The organism is Streptomyces minutiscleroticus (genome assembly GCF_014650875.1).
Classification (GTDB): domain Bacteria; phylum Actinomycetota; class Actinomycetes; order Streptomycetales; family Streptomycetaceae; genus Streptomyces; species Streptomyces minutiscleroticus.
This window is the reverse complement of sequence record NZ_BMVU01000005.1, coordinates 277778-292039: the sequence shown is the minus strand read 5'-3', so window position 1 is coordinate 292039 and position 14262 is coordinate 277778. Positions and strand designations below refer to the sequence as shown.

General features: G+C 71.1%; 11 protein-coding genes and 1 other RNA gene. 9 read left to right on the top strand and 3 right to left on the bottom strand.

Annotated elements, in window-relative coordinates:
- Positions 1–12 precede the first annotated feature (12 nt).
- The 5 genes from ftsX to dacB all read left to right on the top strand — a co-directional run bounded on the left by ftsX (position 13) and on the right by dacB (position 5142).
- A complete protein-coding gene (ftsX, locus tag IE271_RS09950) occupies positions 13–930 on the top strand; it encodes a permease-like cell division protein FtsX (RefSeq protein ID WP_190189832.1) in 918 nt (305 codons plus the stop codon).
- A 79-nt stretch (positions 931–1009) separates the two neighbouring features.
- Positions 1010–2182, top strand: a complete 1173-nt coding sequence (locus IE271_RS09945; protein ID WP_190189831.1) for a S41 family peptidase — start codon at positions 1010–1012, stop codon at positions 2180–2182.
- A gap of 87 nt (positions 2183–2269) precedes the next feature.
- A complete protein-coding gene (gene smpB / locus IE271_RS09940; RefSeq protein WP_190189830.1) occupies positions 2270–2749 on the top strand; it encodes an SsrA-binding protein SmpB in 480 nt (159 codons plus the stop codon).
- Positions 2750–2921: 172 nt separating this feature from the next.
- Positions 2922–3323, top strand: a transfer-messenger RNA (tmRNA) gene (gene ssrA / locus IE271_RS09935).
- 190 nt (positions 3324–3513) lie between these two features.
- Entirely contained in the window at positions 3514–5142 is a 1629-nt protein-coding gene (gene dacB, locus IE271_RS09930) for a D-alanyl-D-alanine carboxypeptidase/D-alanyl-D-alanine endopeptidase (protein ID WP_190189829.1), read from the top strand.
- 104 nt (positions 5143–5246) lie between these two features.
- Here dacB and IE271_RS41790 read toward each other — a convergent pair whose 3' ends face one another.
- From IE271_RS41790 to IE271_RS09920, 3 genes are all read right to left on the bottom strand, one after another.
- Positions 5247–5645, bottom strand: a complete 399-nt coding sequence (locus IE271_RS41790; protein ID WP_229919224.1) for a carbohydrate-binding protein — start codon at positions 5643–5645, stop codon at positions 5247–5249.
- Positions 5642–5950, bottom strand: a complete 309-nt coding sequence (locus IE271_RS41785; RefSeq protein ID WP_229919223.1) for a fibronectin type III-like domain-contianing protein — start codon at positions 5948–5950, stop codon at positions 5642–5644. Before IE271_RS41785 ends, IE271_RS41790 begins: the two co-directional genes overlap by 4 nt.
- 313 nt (positions 5951–6263) lie before the next feature.
- Positions 6264–7769 (bottom strand): MFS transporter, encoded by a 1506-nt coding sequence (locus IE271_RS09920; protein ID WP_444546142.1) that lies wholly within the window; start codon positions 7767–7769, stop codon positions 6264–6266.
- 83 nt (positions 7770–7852) lie between these two features.
- Here IE271_RS09920 and IE271_RS09915 point away from each other — a divergent pair, with 83 nt between their 5' ends.
- From IE271_RS09915 to IE271_RS09900, 4 genes are all read left to right on the top strand, one after another.
- Entirely contained in the window at positions 7853–8860 is a 1008-nt protein-coding gene (locus IE271_RS09915) for a LysR family transcriptional regulator (RefSeq protein WP_308435168.1), read from the top strand.
- A 446-nt stretch (positions 8861–9306) separates the two neighbouring features.
- Complete coding sequence (locus tag IE271_RS09910) at positions 9307–11550, top strand: transglycosylase domain-containing protein (RefSeq protein ID WP_190189828.1); 2244 nt, start codon at positions 9307–9309, stop codon at positions 11548–11550.
- A 48-nt stretch (positions 11551–11598) separates the two neighbouring features.
- A complete protein-coding gene (locus IE271_RS09905) occupies positions 11599–12876 on the top strand; it encodes a polysaccharide deacetylase family protein (RefSeq protein ID WP_190189827.1) in 1278 nt (425 codons plus the stop codon).
- A 115-nt stretch (positions 12877–12991) separates the two neighbouring features.
- Complete coding sequence (locus IE271_RS09900; RefSeq protein ID WP_229919222.1) at positions 12992–14173, top strand: amidase domain-containing protein; 1182 nt, start codon at positions 12992–12994, stop codon at positions 14171–14173.
- Positions 14174–14262: the final 89 nt, after the last annotated feature.

Below are 14262 nucleotides of genomic sequence, written 5' to 3'. Positions count from 1 at the left end.
GAAGAAGACGCCATGCGCGCCCAGTTCGTTCTGTCGGAGATCGGTGTCGGTCTCCGCCGCAACCTGACGATGACCTTCGCGGTGATCGTCTCGGTCGCCCTCTCCCTCGCCCTGTTCGGCGGGTCGCTCCTGATGAGCGACCAGGTGAACACGATGAAGGGCTACTGGTACGACAAGGTCAACGTCTCGATCTTCCTCTGCAACAAGAGCGACGCGGAGTCCGACCCCAACTGCGCCAAGGGGGCGGTCACCAGCGAGCAGAAGGAGCAGATCCAGGCCGACCTGAAGAAGATGTCGGTCGTCGACACGGTCGCGTACGAGTCGAGCGATCAGGCGTACAAGCACTACAAGGAGCAGTTCGGCGACTCCCCGCTGGCCTCCTCGCTCACGCCGGACCAGATGCAGGAGTCCTACCGGATCAAGCTGAAGGACCCGGAGAAGTACCAGGTCATCGCGACGGCCTTCGACGGCCGCGACGGCGTGCAGTCGGTGCAGGACCAGAAGGGCATCCTCGACAACCTCTTCGGCCTGCTCAACGGCATGAACTGGGCCGCCCGCGCGGTGATGGCGATGATGCTGGTCGTCGCGCTGATGCTGATCGTCAACACCGTGCGCGTCTCCGCCTTCAGCCGGCGCCGCGAGACCGGGATCATGCGCCTGGTCGGCGCCTCCGGCTTCTACATCCAGGCGCCCTTCATCGCGGAGGCCGCGGTCGCCGGCCTCATCGGCGGCGGCGTCGCCTGCGGCTTCCTGGTGATCGCCCGGTACTTCATCATCGACCACGGACTGGCGCTCTCCGAGAAGCTGAACCTGATCAACTTCATCGGCTGGGACGCCGTGCTCACCAAGCTGCCGCTCATCCTCGCGACGAGCCTGCTCATGCCCGCGCTTGCCGCATTCTTCGCGTTGCGCAAGTACCTGAAGGTGTGACGAGACTCCCGTGCGGAACGGGGCGCCGCGCGGGTCAACCACCCGTGCGGCGCCCTTTCGTTGTCCTAGACTCACCGGCATGTCAGGCCGCGACCTGTTCCACCCGCCCCGCCGCGTCCGCCGCGGGGCGACCCTGACGTTGGTGTTCGCGGGCGTCCTCGCTGCGGGCGCCGCCACCGGCTCGTTCGACGAGGACGGCCGGAAAACCTCGCCCTCCGCATGGGCGGGGAGCCCCGCCCCCGCGGGCCACCAGGAGGACGTCAGCGAGGCGGCCCGCCAGGCGCTGGCCGACGGCAAGTCCCCCGTGGAGGCCGCCGAGCGCGCCGTCAGCCGCAGCGGGGACCGCTGGGGCGCGGTGTACTCCGAGGGCGAGTACGAGGAGTTCGAGGAGTCCCTCGACGGCCGGTACACCGGCGTCGGGCTGTGGGCCCGGCGCGAGCGGGACGGCCGGATCGAGGTGGCCCGGGTGCGGCCCGGGTCGCCCGCGGCCGAGGCCGGGATCCGCACCGGCGACCGGCTGCGCAGCGTCGACGGCGCGCGCGTGGACGGCAAGCCCGTCACCGACGTCGTGGCCCTGCTGCGGGGCGACGCCGAGGACGCCGACGCGGGCACGGCCGTCGAACTCGGCCTGGAGCGCGGGGCGCGCGCCTGGCACGAGACGCTGCGCCGGGCGCGGCTGTCCACGGACTCCGTGACGGTGCGCAGGGCCGGCGGGGACGTCACCGTGATCGACGTCGACGCGTTCACCAAGGGCTCCGGCGACCTGGTGCGGGACGCCGTGGCGCGGGTGCCCGAGGGCGCCGGCGTCGTCCTCGACCTGCGGGGCAACTCCGGCGGGCTGGTCTCCGAGGCCGTCACGGCCGCCTCCGCCTTCCTCGACGGCGGGCTCGTGGCCACGTACGACGTGCGGGGCGCGCAGCGGGCCCTGCACGCGGAGGCCGGCGGGGACACCTCCAGACCCCTGGTCGCGCTCGTCGACGGGGGCACGATGAGCGCGGCCGAACTCCTCACCGGCGCCCTCCAGGACCGCGGGCGTGCGGTCGTGGTGGGCACCAGGACCTTCGGCAAGGGCTCGGTGCAGATGCCGAGCCGGCTGCCCGGCGGCTCCGTCGCCGAGCTCACCGTGGGCCACTACCGCACCCCTTCCGGCCGCACCGTGGACGGCCGCGGCATCACCCCCGACCTGGAGGCCGACGAGGAGGCCCTGCGGCGGGCGGAGGCCGTGCTGAGCGGGCTGGGCGATCCCTCGTAGCCCCTCGGCACCCCGTCCGCGCCCTTTCGGCGGCCCGTTTATGGGCTGGCCCGGACACCCCCCTGTAGTGCGAAAATGGGCGGCACTATGGCTAAGGAAAAAGGGCGCAAGCTGATCGCGCAGAACAAGAAGGCGCGGCACGACTACCACATCATCGACACCTACGAGGCCGGGATGGTCCTCACCGGGACCGAGGTGAAGTCGCTGCGCCAGGGGAGGGCCTCGCTCGTCGACGGCTTCGTCCAGCTCGACGGGAACGAGGCGTGGCTGCACAACGTGCACGTGCCGGAGTACAGCCAGGGCACCTGGACCAACCACAGCGCCCGCCGCAAGCGGAAGCTGCTGCTGCACCGCGAGGAGATCGACAAGCTGGAGTCGAAGTCCCAGGAGACGGGGCACACGATCGTGCCCCTCGCCCTGTACTTCAAGGACGGCCGCGCGAAGGTCGAGATCGCCCTGGCCAAGGGAAAGAAGGAGTACGACAAGCGGCAGACCCTGCGCGAGAAGCAGGACCGCCGCGAGGCGGACCGCGCGATGTCGGCGGCCCGGCGGAAGCAGCGGGCCTGAGGCCCGGCGTCCGCCCCGGACGTCGGCCGCGCCGGCCGCCGCCGCCCGGCACCGCCCGCCCCGGACGCCCGGGAATACGCTGGCACGGACGTGCGTTGGTCACGTACGATGGCATCGCACCCCACAGCGGGTGCGAGGAGGCCGCGAGGCCTCACGATTGAAAAATCAACATGGGGATGATCGGTTTCGACAGCGGATGTCGAAGCAGGGGAAGCGTGTCGAGGAAGCGGCAATGATCTCGTAAACCATATGTCGCAAAAAATAATCGCCAATACCAAGCGCGATTCCTCCCAGCAGGCCTTCGCCCTCGCTGCCTGATCTCAGGTAGCAGAGCGAGCCTCCTACTAAAGGGAGTGTCAGCCCGGGGCCGTTCCCGACCCGGATCCTGGCATCAGCTAGGGAACTAAACCTCTAGGCCCGGTCACGGGGTCGAGAGGGAAACCAAACAGTGACTGAGCCCGTCGGAGACTTGTTCGCGTGATCTCCGGGGCCGAGAAAAGCGCAGCGAACTGCACACGGAGAAGCCCTGGTTCTGCACCGTTGGACGCGGGTTCGATTCCCGCCATCTCCACCACCGCGGTCCCGCCCGACGAGCGGCTCCGCGCGGTCACACCCATGGGAACGGCGCCTTCGGTCACGAAGGCGCCGTTTTGCTGTGCCCGTCGTCTTTTGCTGTGCCCGTCGTCTTTCGGTGTGTCCGCCGTTCCGCTGGGCCCGGCACGCCCCCTGTCGCCGTACGGCCCGGTCCGCCATGCTGCCGGGGCATGAGCAGATCTGTGCGTACGACCGCGAACAGTCCCCGGCCGGGCTCCGGCCTCCTGGGGCGCAGCCGGGCGTGGCCGCTCGTGCTCGCGCTGGTGGCGGCCGCCCTCGGCTGGAGCGCCCCGGCCGGTGCGGACGGCGACCGCACCGGGCTGCCCGAGGCGATCGACACCGTCCTGGGCGACAGCCGGATGGAGGGCGGGGCGGCGAGCGTCGTCGTCGCCGACGCCGCCACCGGCGACGTGCTGTACGGCCGGCAGCCCGCCTCGCGCCTGATGCCCGCCTCCAACACCAAGCTCGCCACCTCGGCCGCCGCCATGGACGTGCTCGGGCCCGGGTACCGCTTCACCACCGACGTGCTCGCGGACGGGCGGCGGCACGGGTCCGTGCTCGCCGGGGACCTGTACCTGCGCGGCACCGGTGATCCGACCCTCCTCGCCCGGGACTGCGACCGGCTGGCCGCCGCCGTGGCCGGCGCGGGGATCGAGCGCGTCACGGGACGGCTGGTCGCCGACGACACCCGCTTCGACGACCGGCGGCTCGGCCGCTCCTGGGCCGCCGACGACGAGTCCGCCTACTACTCCGCCCCGATCTCCGCCCTGAGCGTCGCGCCCGACACCGACTACGACACCGGGAGCGTGATCGTGCGGGTGGAGCCGGGGGCGGAGGCCGGCCGGCGGCCCAGGGTCACCGTCACCCCGCCGAACGACCACGTCCGGGTCGACGTGCGCGCCACCACCGTGGCCGAGGGCGGGGAGGACGCCCTCACCATCGAGCGCGAGCACGGCGGCAACACCGTCACCGTCTCCGGCACGACCCCCGTCGGCGGCTCCGGCGCCAAGGAATGGATCAGCGTGTGGGAGCCGACCGGCTACGCGGCCGCCGTGTTCCGCGACGCGCTCGCCGCGCACGGGGTACGGGTCACCGGGCCCACGCGGACGGGGCGGGCGGCCCCCGCCACCGCGCGGCGCCTGGCCTCGCACGCCTCCATGCCGCTGAAGGACCTGCTGGTCCCGTTCATGAAGCTGTCCAACAACATGCACGCCGAGGTGCTGACCAAGGCCATGGGGTACGAGACGGCGGGGGAGGGCGGCTGGCCCGCCGGGCTCGCCGCGATCGGCGCGTACCTGAAGGGCGTGGGCATCGACACCGGCGGGCTGCGCCAGGTCGACGGGTCCGGGCTGTCCCGCATGGACAACTTCACCGCAGGGCAGTTCGCCGAGCTGCTGCGCGCCGTGCGCGACGAGCCCTGGTACGCCGACTGGTACCGCTCGCTGCCCGTCGCCTGCGACCCGGAGCGCATGACGGGCGGGACGCTGCGCAGCCGCATGTGCGGCACGCCCGCCGCGCTCAACGCCCGCGCCAAGACCGGCTCGCTGACCGGGGCGTCCGCGCTCTCCGGGTACGTGACGGACGCGGGCGGGCGCGAGCTGGTCTTCAGCATCGTGCTCAACAACTACCTGGCGGCGAGCGTGAAGCCGCTGGAGGACGCGATCGTCGCGACCCTCGCGTCCTCGGGGGACGGCGGGACCGTGACCGCCGTCCGGCCCGGGGCCGCGCGGACCGCCGCCGGGACGGCCTCCGGCGACGGTGACGCCGAGTGCTCGTGGCGCAAGCCCGCGCGGTGCTGAGCTGAGACGACGGCCGTACGAAGGCCCCCGGGCCCGGCGCACGGCCGGGCCGGGCCCGCCCAGCGCGGTGCGGTGCGGTGCGGGGCTGAGCGGGCCGGACCCGCTCAGCGCAGCGAGAACGTGGACAGGCGCAGGCCCTCGCCGCGCAGCACCAGGTACACGTCCCCGCGCCCCTCCGGCACGTTCCGCAGCGCGGCCGTCACCGTCTCGTAGGCGTACGGGGAGTCCGTGCCGTCCGCCGTCGCCGTGCCGAGCAGCCGGCCGGCGGGGGAGCCGAGCCGGACCTCCACCGCGCCGGCCGCCCCCGCCACCCGGGCGGTCAGCCTCGCCGCCGGGCCGAGGCGGGCGTCCGCGAACTCCAGCCACGCGCCGTCCGCCGACGCCGACACCGCCGTCCCGCGCGGCTTCGACTCGTCGACGAGGCGGGTGCCGTCGTAGTCGTCGAAGTTCTCCGCGCGGGTCGTGCGCGCCAGGTCGCGGGGCGGGACCGTCTCGCCCTTCACCCCAGCGCGGTCCGCGAGCGGATGTCGGCCGAGGAGGCGCCGACCAGGACGTCGTACGTGCCGCTCTCCACCACCCACTTCGACCGGGTCACGTCCCAGTGTGCGAGGTCCTTCGTGTGCAGCGGGAGCCGGACCCGCTTCGTCCGCCCCGGCTCCAGCGACACCCGCTCGTACGCCTTGAGCTGCTTGAGCGGCTGCTCGTCGCGGGAGGCGCGCTGGTGGGTGTAGAGCTGCACGACCTCGTCGCCCGCGCGCGTGCCGGTGTTGGTGACGGCGACCTCGTACCCGCCGTCGACGCGCTTCACCTCGCCGTAGCGGAAGGAGGTGTACGACAGCCCGTACCCGAAGGGGTACAGCGGCCGGCCCTCGCACTCCGGTGAGTCCCGTCCGCCCGCTCGTCGCGGAGCGCCGCGCAGCGGCCGTCGAACCGGTTCGACGGTTCACGTCGAAGCGCTTCGACGGGGGAAGGTAGGTGGGGCCGGAAGCGCGTCAATGGGATGCGCGTGAATTGCGACGGAGGTTCGACGGGCCGGACGGGGCGGAAGGGGGCGAGGGCGGCGGCGCAGGTCCGGACGCGGCCCGGTGAGGGGCGCAGGCGGCTGCCGGAGGCGGAGCGGCTCAGGCCCGGACGCGGCCCGCCAGGGCGATCAGCAGGGCCAGGGCCGCCGCCGCCACCGGCACGCCGTAACCGGCCCGCGCCGACACGTGCTCCACCAGCCAGCCGCCGAGCGCCGAGCCGCCGGCGATCCCGCCGAGCAGCCCGGTCACCGCGAGCGTCATGCCCTCGTTCAGCCGCCCGCCCGGCGTACGGCCCTGCACCAGCGTCATGCCGGTGACCATCGTCGGGGCCGTCGCCATCCCGGCCACCAGCAGCGACGCGGCGAGGACCACCAGCGAGCCGGTGAGCGCGGCCGCCAGCAGCGGCAGCGTCATCAGGGCGGTCATGGCGGCGAGGGCCACGGGGTAGCGGCGCCCGGCCGGGCCCGCGGGCCGCCACGCGCCGTACACCAGCCCGGCCGCGCACGAGCCCGCCGCCTGGAGCGCGAGGATCACGCCCGCCGCCGACCTGTGCCCCCGGACGTCCGCGAACGCGATCGTGACGACCTCCAGCGACCCGAACACCGCGCCCGTGGCGAGGAACCCGGTCAGCAGCGCGGGCATGCCGGGCGTCCGCAGCAGGCTCGGGGCCCTGCCGCCACCCGCCGGGCGCGGCCGCGGCGGCGGTTCCGTGGCGCGCTGCGCGGCGAACACGAGCACGCCCGTGACCAGCAGGACCACCCCGGTCAGCGTGCCCGCCTCGGGGAAGAGTGCCGTGCACAGGAACGCGGCGAGCACCGGTCCGAGCATGAAGCACAGCTCGTCGGCGGCCTGCTCGAAGGAGTTCGCGGTGTGCAGCGCCCCGGAGTCGCCCTTGAACAGGTGCGCCCAGCGCGCCCGCGACATGCCGCCCGTGTTCGGCGTCGTGGCGGTCGCCGCGTACGCCGCGAACAGGGTCCAGTCCGGCGCCCCGTACCGCACGCACAGCAGCAGGGCGAGCGAGCCCAGCGCGGCGAACAGCGTGGCGGGCACGGCGATCCGGGCCTGTCCGAAGCGGTCCACCAGGCGCGCCGTCCAGGGGCCGACCACCGCCGTGGCCGCCAGGCCCGCCGCGGTGACGGCGCCGGCGAGGGCGTACGAGCCGCGCGAGCCCGCGATCATGACCACGGCGCTCACGCTGAACATGCCCATGGGCAGCCGCGCGATCAGGTTCCCGGCGGTGAAGGCGCGGGCGCCGGGGACGGAGAAGAGCCGGAGGTACGGGTTCCGGACACGCTCGCCGCGGGACGTACGCGAGGACGCGTTCGGGGACGTGCCCGAGGATGCGTCAGGGGACGTGCCTGAGGATGCGTCAGGGGACGCGCCGGAGGGGGCGTCAGGGGACGTGCCGGAGGGGGCGCCTGGAGCCGTGTCCGGGGAGGACCAGGAGGGGGCGCCCGGAGACGGACCCCGGAACGTGCCGGAAGGCGCACCTGAAGAGGCACCCGAAGTCGTGCCGGAAGGCGCACCCGAGGTCGTGCCCGGGAACACGCCGGAAAGGGCGTCCGGAGACGTGCCGGCGGAGGAGCGGCGGGGTGATCGATGCATGGGTCAACGGTCGGCCGGGCCGCTCTCGGGGGTCCAACACTTTCTCCGTGGCCGTTCACGCGGCCGCGTTGTAGATTCGCGCGGTGCCCGATCCCGACCGTCCGCGGGCGGCCCTGCCGGCCCACCTCGAACCCCGCCTGCTGCGCGCCTTCCTCGCCGTCGCCGACGAACTGCACTTCACCCGCGCCGCCGCCCGTCTGTACGTCGCCCAGCAGGCGCTCAGCCGCGACATCCGGCGGCTGGAGCGGGAGCTCGGCACCGTCCTCTTCGTCCGCACCACCCGGCAGGTGGCGCTCACCGCCGACGGCGAGCGGCTGCTGCCGTACGCCCGCCGGGTCCTGGAGGCGCAGGACGCGCTGCTCGCCGCCTTCGCGCGGGGCGGACCCGACGCGGACCGCCCGCTGCTGGTGGACGTGAACAGCCCCGGACTCGTCACCGGCCGCATCCTGGAGCGGGCCCGCGAACTCGCCCCCGACTGCGAGCTGATGGCCCGCTTCGAGAGCGGTCTGACGGGCGCGGCCGCGGAGATGCTCGCCGGACGGCTCGACGCCTCGTTCGGGCGGTTCGCGGGCCTGGACCCGGCGGTGCGCGCCCGGCTCGTCCAGCAGCCCGTGCGGTACGAGCCGATGGCCGTCGTCCTGCCCGAGGACCACCGGCTGGCCGGTTTCGGGGAGGTGCCGCTGGCCGCGCTGGCGGGCGAGACGGTGTACGCGGGCGCGGGGAACCCCCGAACGCTGGAATGGACCGATCTGGCCCGTCACCTCTTCGAGGGACGCGGCATAGAGGTCGCGCCGCCGGCTCCGCTCGCCGTGGGGGTCGAGGAGTTCCGGAGGATCATGGCCAAGACGCGTACCCCCGTTTTGGCGACTGTGAATTTTCCGGCCATGCCGTACACGGTGGTGCGGCCGCTCGTCGATCCGGTGCCGCTGTCACCGTTGTCGCTGGTGTGGCTGAAGGGGCTGGTGCATCCTGGTATCGATGCGCTTCGATCGGCTGCCCTCGAACTGGCGAACGACAAAGGGTGGCTCAAAAGGCCGGGCGGTGGTTGGATTCCAGCCATCGACGCACTCATCATGACGAGTCGGAACTGACGCACTGCGACGCCCGTCACCGGCGTGCGCTACATTCGTGGCCGAGCGCAATGTGGTAAAGGGGGCACTGGGGGCGGATGGGGTCGTCGTCATCCTGACGCGCTGGGGGGCGATGCGGACGTGCGGCGGCATGAGTGGAGGCCGGACGACGCCGGGGTGAATGCCGTTGGCGGCCTGACGAGGAGTGTTACCGCCCGTATACCGACATGCCTCTTATGTTCAACTGCGCCCGGTTATATATGGTTCTGGTGCGTGAAGGAATGTTGAAGAGCGCTGGTAATTTGTGAGGACGCCGGACTGCCGGGTCAGTGGTCGACTCGCAGTCGTGTCGATGGTGGGCGGGGCGGGCTCTCGTACGCCTGCCTGCGCGAGAGGTGTCGAATGCGAAGGGGGATGTGGTGACGCCGACGGGGGGTGGGGAGGAGCCTCGGGAGCCGGACGCCACCATGCAGCTGAAGCAGTTGAAGGTGCCCGATTCGCCCACGGCGGACGAGACCATGCAGTTGCGGGTACCGTCACCGGACGGGGCCGACGCTGGAGGGGAACCGGAGATATCCGGAACGACCGTCCCTTCGGGGGCGGAGCCGTCGCACCGAATACGCAGCGGCGGCACGACCGGACGACCCGGCCGCCGCAGAAGCCGGAACCCGCGCAAGGCGCCCGCCCCCTCCCTCCGCTCCCGCCTCGCCGCCGCCCCTCACCTGGCATCCCTGCTGGGAGCCCTTGCTGCGCTCGCCGCCCGCCTCGCGCCCTACGCCCGCCGTGTGCGGCCGCAGTACCCCAGACCCGGACGCACCGGACTACGCCGATGGCTGCCCTCCTGGCGGCAGTGGCTCGGCGCCTCCCTCGCCGGCGTGGGCCTCGGCGGACTCTTCCTGACCGTCGCCTACGCGGCCACCGACATCCCGGACAATCTCAACTCGTACGCCACCCAGCAGGACAACGTGTATTTCTGGGCCGACGGGACGCCCATGGCCCGTACCGGCTGGGTGCAGCGGCAGGCGATGTCGCTGAAGAACATTCCGGCGGACGTCCGCTGGGCGGTCCTCGCGGCCGAGAACGAGAGCTTCTACAGCGATCCCGGTATCTCCTTCAAGGGCATCAGTCGTGCTCTGCTGCGCACGCTCGGCCAGGGCGACACCCAGGGCGGCTCGACCATCACCCAGCAGTACGTCAAGAACGTCTACCTCAACCAGGACCAGACGGTCCGCCGCAAGCTCACCGAGGCGATGATCGCCCTGAAGCTCGACAACCGGATGAGCAAGGACGAGATCCTCGAGAGCTACCTCAACACCAGCTGGTTCGGCCGCGGCACCTACGGCATCCAGCGCGCCGCCCAGGCCTACTACGGCAAGGACGTCGACGACCTCAACGCCAGCGAGGCCGCGTTCCTGGCCTCCCTGCTCAAGGGCGCCGGACTGTACGATCCGACCCTGAGCAGCGCCAACCGTGCCCGGGCCGAGGAGCGCTGGTCCTGGACCCTCGACCGCATGGTCGAGATAGGCAAGCTCTCGAAGGCCGAGCGTGCCACGTACCGGAAGTTCCCCGAGCCGCTGGAGAGCAACCCGCTGTACGACACCGGTGAGCAGAGCGACTATCTGGTCGAACTGGCCTCCCAGTACGCCAAGAAGGCCGGGAAGATCTCCGAGAAGGACTTCGACCTCGGCGGCTACCAGATCTACACGACCTTCGACAAGGAGCGGGAGAAGCAGCTCACCGACGCTGTCACCGAGGCGCGCGAGAAGACTTCGAAGGACCACCCGAAGACCGCGAAGGCCGCGCACTACGGGGCGGCCTCGGTGGCCGCCGACGGCCGGATCCTCGCCGTCTACGGCGGCCCCGACCACCGTAAGCAGGGCTACAACGAGTCCAACGCCAGCACTGTCCCGGCCGGCTCGGCCTTCATGCCGTTCGTGTACGCGGCCGGTCTGGAGCACGGCGTCCGCAGGACCCGTGACGGGGAGACGGCCCCGGTCACCGGGGACTCCCTCTACAACGGTGACGACGACGTGCCAGTGACCACGCCGGAGGGGCCGTACTGGGACCGGGGCGGCCGCAAGGTCGCCGCCAGCAACGACGGAGACGAGTCCTACGGGCAGATCTCGCTCCACCGCGCGCTGGAGCTGTCGGTGAACACACCGTTCATGCAGCTCGGCATGGACACCGGCCTGGACAAGGTGCGTGCCACCGCCGAGGCCTCGGGTCTGCTGCCCTCCAGCATCGGGGCCCAGGTGCCCGCACTGTCGACGGGGAGTTCCACACCCAGCGCCATCCGTATGGCCAGCGGCTACTCCACGTTCGCCGCGGCCGGCAAGCATACCGAGCCGTACTCGGTGCGCCGGATCACCCACAACGGCTCCGGGGTCCCCCTGGACCTGCCCGACCCGAGCCGGGCGGTCCGCGCCGACGTGGCCGAGGAGGTCACCTCCGCGCTCACCGACGCCTTCCGCACAGCCCACCCCGACGACGCGCCCGCCACCGCGCAGGTGGCGGGGAAGGTCGGGACCACGCAGGACGACAACGCCGCCTGGTATGTCGGTACGCACGAGTCCGTCTCCACGGCGGTCGTCGTCTACCGCATCGACCTCGCCAAGAGCCTCGAACCGCTGCCGTTGGAGGGCATCGCCGGTGCTGCCGGTGACAGCGTCCCCTACCGCATCTGGTTCGGCGCCACGAGGCCCCTCGGCTGACCACCGACGGGAGCCGCAGCCCTCAATCGTCTGGAGAATGAGCCGCACATGAAGCAACCGTCGGGGCGCCGCCGCAAGGCCCGGGCACCGCGCCGCACCGCTGCCCTCCGTCCGGGGTTCCTGGCCCTGGCGGCGCTTCTCGTGCTCGCCTCGCTCACGGCTGGTTACCTGGTGCTGAACCGCACGGACACCACCGCGCCGACCGCGTCCTCAGGGGGGCAGAAGAAGACGGGGACGGTCAAGGAGCCGCAGTGGGACGGGAAGACGGAGGTCCTGGGGGACGGTTCTACGTCCTACACCGGCCCGAAGAAGGACCAGCTGAAGCCGGAGCCGCTCAAACCGGGTGAGAAGCCGCCCCAGTTCGTCGTCTTCTCCTGGGACGGCGCGCTGCAGGGCGACGACGAACTCTTCTCGCACTACCGAGAGCTGGCCGAGCAGTACGACGCCCATATGACGTTCTTCCTCACAGGGATCTACCTGCTGCCCAAGGACAAGAAGACGCTGTACGACCCGCCCCAGCACGAGAAGGGGGAGGCAGCGATCAGTTACCCCACCGACGAGCACATACGCACCACGCTGGAACAGCTCGGCAAGGCCTGGGAGGAGGGGAACGAGATCGGCACCCATTTCAACGGGCACTTCTGCGACGCGAAGGGCGGCGGCGACTGGAGCGTCGCGGAGTGGAAGAGCGAGATCGACCAGTTCAACTCCTTCGTGCAGAAGTGGAAGACCAACACCGGTTACACGGATCTGCCCCCACTGCCCTTCGACGTCACCAAAGAGGTCGTCGGCGGCCGCGCCCCCTGCCTGGAGGGCCAGGAGAACCTGCTGAAGGCCATCAAGGACTACGGCTACCGCTACGACGCCAGCTCGGCGGGCGACTTCCAGATATGGCCGACCAAGAAGAACGGCATATGGGACTTCCCGCTGCAGATGCTCCCGTACGAGAACGGTGACTATCAGGGCCTCTCCATGGACTTCAACTTCCTCTACAACCAGTCCGGCGGCGAGACCGAGAGCGATCCGGCCCAGTACCTCCAGTGGGAGAAGGAGACCGTCGACACCTACATGGCCGGGTTCGACCGCGTGTACTACGGCAGCCGGGCGCCCCTGTTCATCGGCAACCACTTCGAGGACTGGAACGGCGGCATCTACATGAAGGCCGTAGACCAGGTCATCGAGAACGTGTGCACCAAGAAGGACGTCAAGTGCGTGTCCTTCAAGGAGCTCGCGGACTGGCTGGACGTGCAGAAACCCGCGACGCTGGAGCGTCTGCGCTCCCTGGACCCGGCCCAGTCCCCGAACTGGTCGACCGTCGTGCAATGACGTTCTTCTAACGTTCTCGGTCCACAGGCGCATCCCCCTTCACAAAGGCCTCACACGCCATGCAAGGATGCGCTTCCCCGGCATCCCATCGCCGGGGACAAGAGGGGAACCATCAGTGAAGTCAAGGAAGATAAGGCGCACACGACGCCGCGTCACCATAGGCGGAGCAGCGGTGGCCTCGGTCGCCGCCGGAGCGGCGCTGCTGCCCAACTGGAGCGCGGGTGCCGCGGTCACCGACGATCCCACGGTGGACGCCAGGACCAAGGCCACCTTCCAGCGGCTGGCGGACGCGGTCCTGACCGACCGTACGGAGGTCCTGGTCGACGGCGGACAGGACAACCGAAAGAAGCCGCTGACCGACGCCTTCTCCGGGAGGGTCCGGCTGTCCTCGGGCACGGCCCGCGGCGAGGACTCCGCCCTGTCCACGCTGAAGCAGCGCAAGGACAAGCTCGCGAAGCTGGGCGAGAAGTACAGCAAGGCCAGCACGACCGTCACTCTGGACGCCACGAGTGTGAAGGGCCGCAAGGCCAAGGTCGCGGTCACCGAGACCACGACCCTCACCTACGAGAAGGTCCGCGGCGACGAGCCGAAGAACACCGGCTTCCAGGCCCACCACGAGCTGACGTTCACCGCTGACCGGCACGGCAACTGGCAGCTGACCGGGATCCGGGCGACCGACGAGGGCGACCTCGCGGTGAACCAGCCGGTCAAGCCGGACGTCGGGCCCGTGACCGTGGAGACCGCCGACGACACGATGCCCTCGGCCCCCAAGGCGTCGACCGCGTATCCCGGTCCGGCCAACGCCAAGAACTTCACCGCCAGCGGCTTGAACTACCAGGCGATGGCCGACTACGCGAAGAAGTACTGGTCCAACTACAACCCGGACTACCCGAACTTCAACGGGCAGGGCGCGGGCGGCGACTGCACCAACTTCGTCAGCCAGGCGCTGAAGGCCGGCGGCTGGAAGCACGTCCCCGGCTACGTGTACGACTACACCAAGTGGTTCGGCAACGCCGACATCCAGTCGGACTCGTTCGTCGGCGTCAACGAGTGGTCCTGGTTCGCCCAGAACTCGAAGCGGACGACCAGCCTCGCCAACGTCTACCAGATGGACATCGGCGACGTGCTGCAGGTCGACTTCGACAAGGACGGGTCGAAGGACCACACCATGGTCGTCACGTCCCGCACCCGGGGTGTGCCGTACCTGACGTACCACTCCACCAACACCTACAACAGGTCGGTGGCGAGCATCATCGCGTCGTACCCGAACGCCTCGTACTACGCGTACCGGACCTGATCCGGGCGGGCCCGGTCACCGCGGACGACGCGGCGGACGCCTCCGTCCCCGGCCGCGCGCGCCGGAGGCCGACGCCCGGTGCCGCGGTC